Source organism: Pseudomonas sp. MD195_PC81_125, assembly GCF_014060985.1.
GTDB classification, from domain to species: domain Bacteria; phylum Pseudomonadota; class Gammaproteobacteria; order Pseudomonadales; family Pseudomonadaceae; genus Aquipseudomonas; species Aquipseudomonas parakoreensis.
In genome coordinates this window covers 1-7,211 of the sequence record NZ_JABULD010000439.1, presented here as the reverse complement: position 1 = coordinate 7,211, position 7,211 = coordinate 1, and the positions used below count along the sequence as shown (strand labels likewise).

Below are 7,211 nucleotides of genomic sequence, written 5' to 3'. Positions count from 1 at the left end.
ACACACCGCGTTCGCGAGCAAGCTCGCTCCCACAGTTGATCTGCGCCAAGCCTCCCTTTTGTGTTGATCGAGACCCCCCCGCCGTGCCCGACGCCATTCTGCGCCTCGCCCTGCCTTCGCCCCTGCGCCGCCTGTTCGACTATCGGGCGCCGGCCGGGGTGTTGCGTGCCCAGTTGCAGCCGGGCATGCGCCTGCGGGTGCCATTCGGGCGACGGGAAATGATCGGGATTCTGGTCGAGATCACCGACACCAGCGACGTGCCGCTGGAAAAACTCAAGCCGGCGCTGGCCCTGCTCGATGTCGAACCGCCGTTGCCGCCCGCACTGTTCAAGCTGTGTCTGTGGACGTCGCAGTATTACCAGCACAGTCTCGGCGATACCTTGAGCTGGGCGCTGCCGGTGCTGCTGCGTCAGGGCGAACTGGCGGAAGCCCGTCAGGAGCGCTTCTGGTCAGTCGCGCCCGGCGCCAGCCTCGATGATCCGCGCGTCGCCCGCGCGCCACGGCAACGGGAAGCACTGGCAACACTGGCGCAGCACCCGCACGGCGTGGCCCATCAGTTGTTGAGCAAGCTGATGCTGAGCAAGGACAGCCTCGACCTGCTGCTGGCCAAGGGTCTGGTGCAAGTGGAGATTCGTCGGCACGCCCCTGGCGTGCGCCATGAACATTGGTTGGCGCAACCGGAGTTGCCGCTGAACACCGAACAACGCGCCGCTTACGAAGCGATCCGCGCCGGGTTCGACAGTTATCACGCGTTTCTGCTGGCCGGGGTCACGGGCAGCGGCAAGACCGAAGTCTATTTGCAACTGATCCGCGAAACCCTCGAAGCCGGCAAGCAGGCACTGGTGCTGATCCCGGAGATCAACCTCGGTCCGCAGACCCTGGCGCGTTTCGAGCAGCGCTTCAATGCGCGTATCGCCCTGCTGCATTCGGCGGTCAACGACCGTGAGCGTCTCGATGCGTGGCTCGCCGCCCGTGACGGCGAGGCCGACATTATTATCGGCACTCGCTCGGCGCTGTTCACCCCGATGAAGAACCCGGGGCTGATCATCATCGACGAAGAACACGACGGCTCCTATAAACAGCAGGAAGGCCTGCGCTACCACGCCCGGGATCTGGCACTGGTGCGCGCGCGACAGGAAAACATCCCGATCGTCCTCGGGTCCGCCACGCCTTCACTGGAAAGCCTGCACAACGCCTACACCGGTCGTTATGGCCTGCTGCGCCTCAACGAGCGGGCCGGCGGTGCCAAGCAACCACGTTTCCTGCGGCTGGACGTGAAAAGCCGTCCGCTGGACAGCGGCATTTCCGGGCCGATGCAACAAGCCATCGGCCAGACCCTCGCGACGGGCCAGCAGGTGCTGGTGTTCCTCAACCGGCGCGGCTTTGCGCCGACGTTGCTGTGCCACGATTGCGGCTGGATGTCCGAGTGCTCGCGCTGCGATGCGCGAATGACCGTGCACCAGCGCTACGGCGAACTGCGCTGCCACCACTGTGGCAACGTCGAGCGCACGCCGCGCCAATGCCCCAAGTGCAACAAAGTCGATCTGCGGCCGGTGGGCGCCGGCACCGAACGCGCCGAGGAGCGCCTGGCGATTCTGTTCCCGGACTACCCGGTGCTGCGCGTCGACCGCGACAGCACTTCGCGCAAAGACGCAATGAATCAGTTGTTCGCGACGATTCAGAAGGGACAGCCGTGCATTCTGGTTGGCACGCAAATGTTAGCCAAGGGGCATCACTTCCCTCGGGTTACGCTGGTGTCGATTCTGGATGCCGACGGCGGACTGTTCTCCGGCGACTTCCGCGCCAGCGAGCGTATGGCGCAATTGATCGTGCAGGTGGCCGGGCGCGCCGGGCGGGCGGAAGAGCCGGGCAAGGTGATCATCCAGACCCACCTGGCCGACCATCCTTTATTGGTGCAATTGACCGAGCAGGGCTACTTCGCCTTTGCCGAACAGGCGCTGAGCGAGCGCCGCGCTGCGGGACTGCCGCCGTTTTCACACTTGGCCCTGTTGCGTGCCGAAGCGCACAAACCGGGGCAGGCCGAAAGTTTTCTCGATGAGGCATGCAGCGCGGCCGAGCGTTTGCTGGCCGAGCAGAATCTGGGCGGGATCGAACTGCTCGGGCCGGTGCCGGCGCCGATGGAGCGCCGCGCCGGTCGCTATCGGGCGCAGCTGTTGGTGCAGGCGGCAGCGCGGGCACCGCTGCATCGACTGCTCGCCAGCTGGTTGCTGGAATTGGAGCAGATGCCGAGCGGGCGGGCGGTGCGCTGGTCGCTGGATGTCGATCCGGTCGATTTGTACTAGCAGGTCAAAAGATCGCAGCCTGCGGCAGCTCCTAGAGAATCGAGCGTGTTTCCCTGTAGGAGCTGCCAGAGGCTGCGATCTTTTGCTTTTAATGTCACCACATATCCACATCCTGCCTGCTAAGGTTGGCAAGCCCGTCTTCGCAACGGATAATGCCCAGTTTTTCCACCCGCGCATCGATGCGCCGCCGCGCTTGCGGTCGAAAGAGAAGACCATGAAAGACACCATTCGCCAGCTGATCCAACAAGCCCTCACCCAACTCGTCAACGAAGGTGTGTTGCCTGAAGGCCTGTCGCCGGCGATTCAGGTGGAGAACGCCCGTGACAAGACCCACGGCGACTTCGCCAGCAACATCGCCATGATGCTGGCCAAGCCTGCGGGCATGAAGCCGCGCGATCTGGCGGAGAAAATCATCGCCGCGCTGCCGGCCGACGACAACGTCACCAAGGCCGAGATCGCTGGCCCCGGCTTCATCAATTTCTTCCAGAACACCCAGGCCCTCGCCTCGCGCCTTGACGCCGCGCTGACCGATGCTCACGTTGGCGTGCGCAAGGCCGGCCCGGTGCAGCGCACCGTGGTCGACCTGTCGGCACCGAACCTGGCCAAAGAGATGCACGTCGGCCACCTGCGCTCGACGATCATCGGCGACGGCGTGGCCCGTGTTCTCGAGTTCCTCGGCGACGAGGTGATCCGCCAGAACCACGTGGGCGACTGGGGCACCCAGTTCGGCATGTTGATGGCTTACTTGCAGGAAAACCCGATCACCAGCGACGAGCTGTCCGATCTGGAAAACTTCTACCGCGCCGCCAAACAGCGTTTCGACGAATCCGAAGAGTTCGCCGACCGTGCCCGTGGTCTGGTGGTCAAGCTGCAGGCCGGCGATGCCGAGTGCCTAGCGCTGTGGACCAAGTTCAAGGACATCTCGCTGTCGCACTGCCAGAAGATCTACGAACTGCTCAACGTCAAACTGACCATGGCCGACGTGATGGGCGAAAGCGCCTACAACGACGACCTGATCAACGTGGTCAACGATCTGAAAGCCGCGGGCCTGCTGGTCGAAAGCAACGGCGCCCAGTGCGTGTTCCTCGACGAGTTCAAGAACGCCGACGGCGATCCGCTGCCGGTAATCATCGTCAAGGCTGACGGCGGTTACCTGTACGCCACCACTGACCTGGCAGCCGTGCGCTACCGTTCTGGCAAACTGAAAGCCGACCGCGCGCTGTACTTCGTCGACCAGCGTCAGGCCCTGCACTTCCAGCAAGTGTTCGCCGTGGCGCGCAAAGCCGGTTTCGTGACCCATCCGATGGAAATGGAGCACATGGGCTTCGGCACTATGAATGGCGCCGATGGCCGTCCGTTCAAGACCCGTGATGGCGGCACCGTGAAGCTGATCGACCTGCTGACCGAAGCGCAGGAACGTGCCTACAACCTGGTGAAAGAAAAGAACCCGGAGCTGGCCGAAGACGAACTGCGCAACATCGCCAAGGTCGTCGGCATCGGTGCGGTGAAATACGCCGACCTGTCCAAGCACCGCACCAGCGACTACAGCTTCAACTTCGACCTGATGCTGAATTTCGAAGGCAACACCGCACCGTATCTGCTGTACGCCTACACTCGCGTGGCCGGCGTGTTCCGCAAACTGGGCAAGGACTTCAGCGAAGTCGACGGCCAGATCGTTCTCGAAGCCGAGCACGAACACGAGCTGGCGGCGAAACTGGCGCAGTTCGGCGAAGTGCTGAACAACGTCGCGGAAAAAGGCACGCCGCACATCCTCTGCACTTATCTGTATGACGTCGCCGGTCTGTTCTCCAGCTTCTACGAGAACTGCCCGATCCTCGCCGCCGAGACGCCGGCCCAGACGCAGAGCCGTCTGCGCCTGGCCGCGCTGACCGGTCGTACTCTCAAGCAAGGCCTGGAACTGCTGGGCCTGGAAACTCTGGAGCGCATGTAAGTTGGCTGCCAAGAAAAAACCTGCACCCAAGCGTGGCGCCAGCCGTTACCAAGCTCCTGCAAAGCAACCGATTCCGGGCTGGCTGTGGATGGCCATCGGCCTGACGGTCGGTGCGTTCATTGTGTTTCTGATGAAACTGGAGCCGGGCAAGGGCAGCGACACGGTCAAGCGCGAGAAAGTCGAGCAGGCGCAGCAGCAGAAAGCGTCGAAGATCGCCGAGGCCAACAAGACCCCGCCGAGCCCGACGCAACCGGTGAAGCCGAAGTACGACTTCTACACCTTGCTGCCGGAATCGGAAGTGATCGTGCCGCCGGATGCCGTGCCGGAGAAAACCCTGCCGACGCCACAAGTGCCGACCACGCCGGTCACCCCGGCGGAAGCGGCGAAGATCGATACCGCACGGGCGCAGGCTGCGCTGTCGGGCATTACCCCGCCGCCAGCGCCACCTGTGGCGAAAGCGGCGCCGGTGACCAAGTTCTTCCTCCAGGCCGGTTCGTTCCGCAAAGAGGCGGACGCGGACAAGGTGCGGGCGCAGATCATTCTGCTGGGCCAAGCTGTTTCGGTTGAGTCGGGCACGGTGAAGGATGAAACCTGGTACCGCGTACTCGTTGGCCCGTTCAGCAACCGCGAACAGCTGACCACCGCACAGAAACAACTGGCGGGCAGTGGCTTCAGCAACCTGTTGTTACAACAACGCCAGAGCCGCTGACCCCTCGCCGAACGTAAATCGTTCAGCGGACTTTGTGGCGAGGGAGCTTGCTCCCGCTGGGGCGCGAAGCGCCCCTAAAGCCTGTAAACCCGGTGCATCAGACAGACCGGGATTGCAGGTTTACGACTGCTGCGCAGCCGAGCGGGAGCAAGCTCCCTCGCCACAGAGATTTGCACCACCCCTTCATCACCGCTCGTCCCCTCTCTGCGCCCCCGGTTGAAATCCTCTCCAGCACCCCCATATGAATGGGCATAAGGCATTTTCGCCCCGCTGCGTGGAGACTCTTCCCTTGACCACCATCGTTTCAGTCCGCCGCCACGGCAAAGTCGTCATGGGCGGCGACGGCCAGGTTTCTCTTGGTAATACCGTGATGAAAGGCAACGCGAAGAAAGTTCGTCGCCTGTACCACGGTCAGGTCATCGCCGGTTTCGCCGGTGCCACCGCCGACGCCTTCACCCTGTTCGAACGTTTCGAAGGCCAGCTCGAGAAACATCAGGGCCACCTGATCCGCGCCGCTGTCGAACTCGCCAAAGAATGGCGCACCGACCGCTCCCTGAGCCGCCTCGAAGCCATGCTCGCGGTCGCCAACAAGGACGCCTCGCTGATCATCACCGGCAACGGTGACGTGGTCGAACCCGAAGACGGCCTGATTGCCATGGGTTCCGGCGGCGCCTACGCGCAAGCTGCGGCCAGCGCGCTGCTGAAAAAGACCGACCTGTCGGCCCGTGAGATCGTCGAAACCGCCCTCGGTATCGCCGGCGACATCTGTGTATTCACCAACCACACTCAGACCATTGAGGAGCAGAATCTCGCTGAATAAGCCTGACGCGGCCTAAGTGCCACGGCTTGTTTCTGCTTGAGGACCGTCAATTACTATGTCCATGACTCCCCGCGAAATCGTCCACGAACTCAACCGCCATATCATCGGCCAGGACGATGCCAAGCGCGCCGTCGCGATTGCCCTGCGCAACCGCTGGCGCCGCATGCAGCTGCCTGAAGAGCTGCGCGTTGAAGTGACCCCGAAAAACATTCTGATGATCGGTCCGACCGGTGTCGGTAAAACCGAAATCGCCCGTCGTCTGGCGAAGCTGGCCAACGCGCCGTTCATCAAGGTCGAAGCGACCAAATTCACCGAAGTCGGCTACGTTGGCCGTGACGTCGAATCGATCATCCGTGATCTGGCCGACGCCGCGATCAAGATGCTCCGCGAGCAGGAAATGACTCGCGTGCGTCACCGTGCCGAAGACGCTGCCGAGGACCGTATCCTCGACGCACTGCTGCCACCGGCACGCATGGGCTTCAGCAACGAAGAAACCCCGAGCAGCGATTCCAACACCCGTCAGCTGTTCCGCAAGCGCCTGCGCGAAGGGCAGCTGGACGACAAGGAAATCGAGATCGAAGTCGCCGAAGTGGCCGGCATCGAGATCGCTACACCACCTGGCATGGAAGAGATGACCAGCCAGTTGCAGAACCTGTTCGCCAACATGGGCAAGGGTAAGAAGAAAGCCCGCAAGCTCAAGGTCAAAGAAGCGCTGAAACTGGTGCGCGACGAAGAGGCCGGGCGTCTGGTCAACGAAGAAGAGCTGAAGGCCAAGGCGCTGGAAGCGGTCGAGCAACACGGCATCGTGTTCATCGACGAAATCGACAAGGTCGCCAAACGCGGTAATGTCGGCGGCGCCGATGTCTCCCGTGAAGGCGTACAGCGCGACCTGCTGCCGCTGATCGAAGGCTGCACCGTCAACACCAAGCTGGGCATGGTCAAGACCGACCACATCCTGTTCATCGCCTCCGGTGCGTTCCACCTGAGCAAGCCGAGCGATCTGGTGCCTGAGCTGCAAGGGCGTCTGCCGATCCGTGTCGAACTCAAGGCGCTGAGCCCGGAAGACTTCGAGCGCATCCTCAGCGAGCCGCACGCATCGCTCACCGAGCAATACTGCGCGCTGCTGAAGACTGAAGGCCTGAACATCCAGTTCCAGCCGGAAGGCATCAAGCGTCTGGCGGAGATCGCCTGGCAGGTCAACGAGAAGACCGAGAACATCGGTGCCCGTCGCCTGCACACGCTGCTTGAGCGTCTGCTGGAAGAGGTGTCGTTCAGTGCCGGCGACCTGGCCAGCGCGCATGACGACCAGCCGATCCTGATCGACGCTGCGTACGTCAACAGCCATCTGGGCGAATTGGCGCAGAACGAAGACCTGTCCCGTTATATCCTGTAGGTCACTCTTCCCTGTAGGAGCTGCCGCAGGCTGCG

At 62.7% G+C, this 7,211-nt stretch carries 5 protein-coding genes; all 5 read left to right on the top strand.

Translation table 11 applies throughout. The features are described 5' to 3' along the window. Positions 1–83: 83 nt before the first annotated feature. The 5 genes from HT737_RS17760 (at position 84) to hslU (ending at position 7,176) form a co-directional block, all read left to right on the top strand. The gene (locus tag HT737_RS17760; RefSeq protein WP_182403478.1) at positions 84–2,303 is read left to right on the top strand and encodes a primosomal protein N'; all 2,220 of its coding nucleotides are present in this window, start codon (positions 84–86) and stop codon (positions 2,301–2,303) included. A gap of 214 nt (positions 2,304–2,517) precedes the next feature. Then, positions 2,518–4,254 carry an arginine--tRNA ligase gene (argS, locus tag HT737_RS17755; protein ID WP_182403476.1) on the top strand — a complete coding sequence of 579 codons (1,737 nt, stop codon included), beginning with the start codon at positions 2,518–2,520 and terminating at the stop codon, positions 4,252–4,254. Between the two features lies 1 nt (position 4,255). After that, positions 4,256–4,963 (top strand): SPOR domain-containing protein, encoded by a 708-nt coding sequence (locus tag HT737_RS17750; RefSeq protein ID WP_041074932.1) that lies wholly within the window; start codon positions 4,256–4,258, stop codon positions 4,961–4,963. 289 nt (positions 4,964–5,252) lie between these two features. Beyond that, complete coding sequence (gene hslV / locus HT737_RS17745; RefSeq protein ID WP_182403474.1) at positions 5,253–5,783, top strand: ATP-dependent protease subunit HslV; 531 nt, start codon at positions 5,253–5,255, stop codon at positions 5,781–5,783. 55 nt (positions 5,784–5,838) lie between these two features. Next, positions 5,839–7,176 (top strand): ATP-dependent protease ATPase subunit HslU, encoded by a 1,338-nt coding sequence (gene hslU, locus HT737_RS17740; protein ID WP_047290886.1) that lies wholly within the window; start codon positions 5,839–5,841, stop codon positions 7,174–7,176. Positions 7,177–7,211 lie beyond the last annotated feature (35 nt).

What these genes read in the sequence shown, in the direction of transcription:
- argS (WP_182403476.1), top strand. Translation starts at nt 2,518, where the DNA reads ATGAAAGACACCATTCGCCAGCTGATCCAACAAGCCCTCACCCAACTC.
- hslU (WP_047290886.1), top strand. Translation starts at nt 5,839, where the DNA reads ATGTCCATGACTCCCCGCGAAATCGTCCACGAACTCAACCGCCATATC.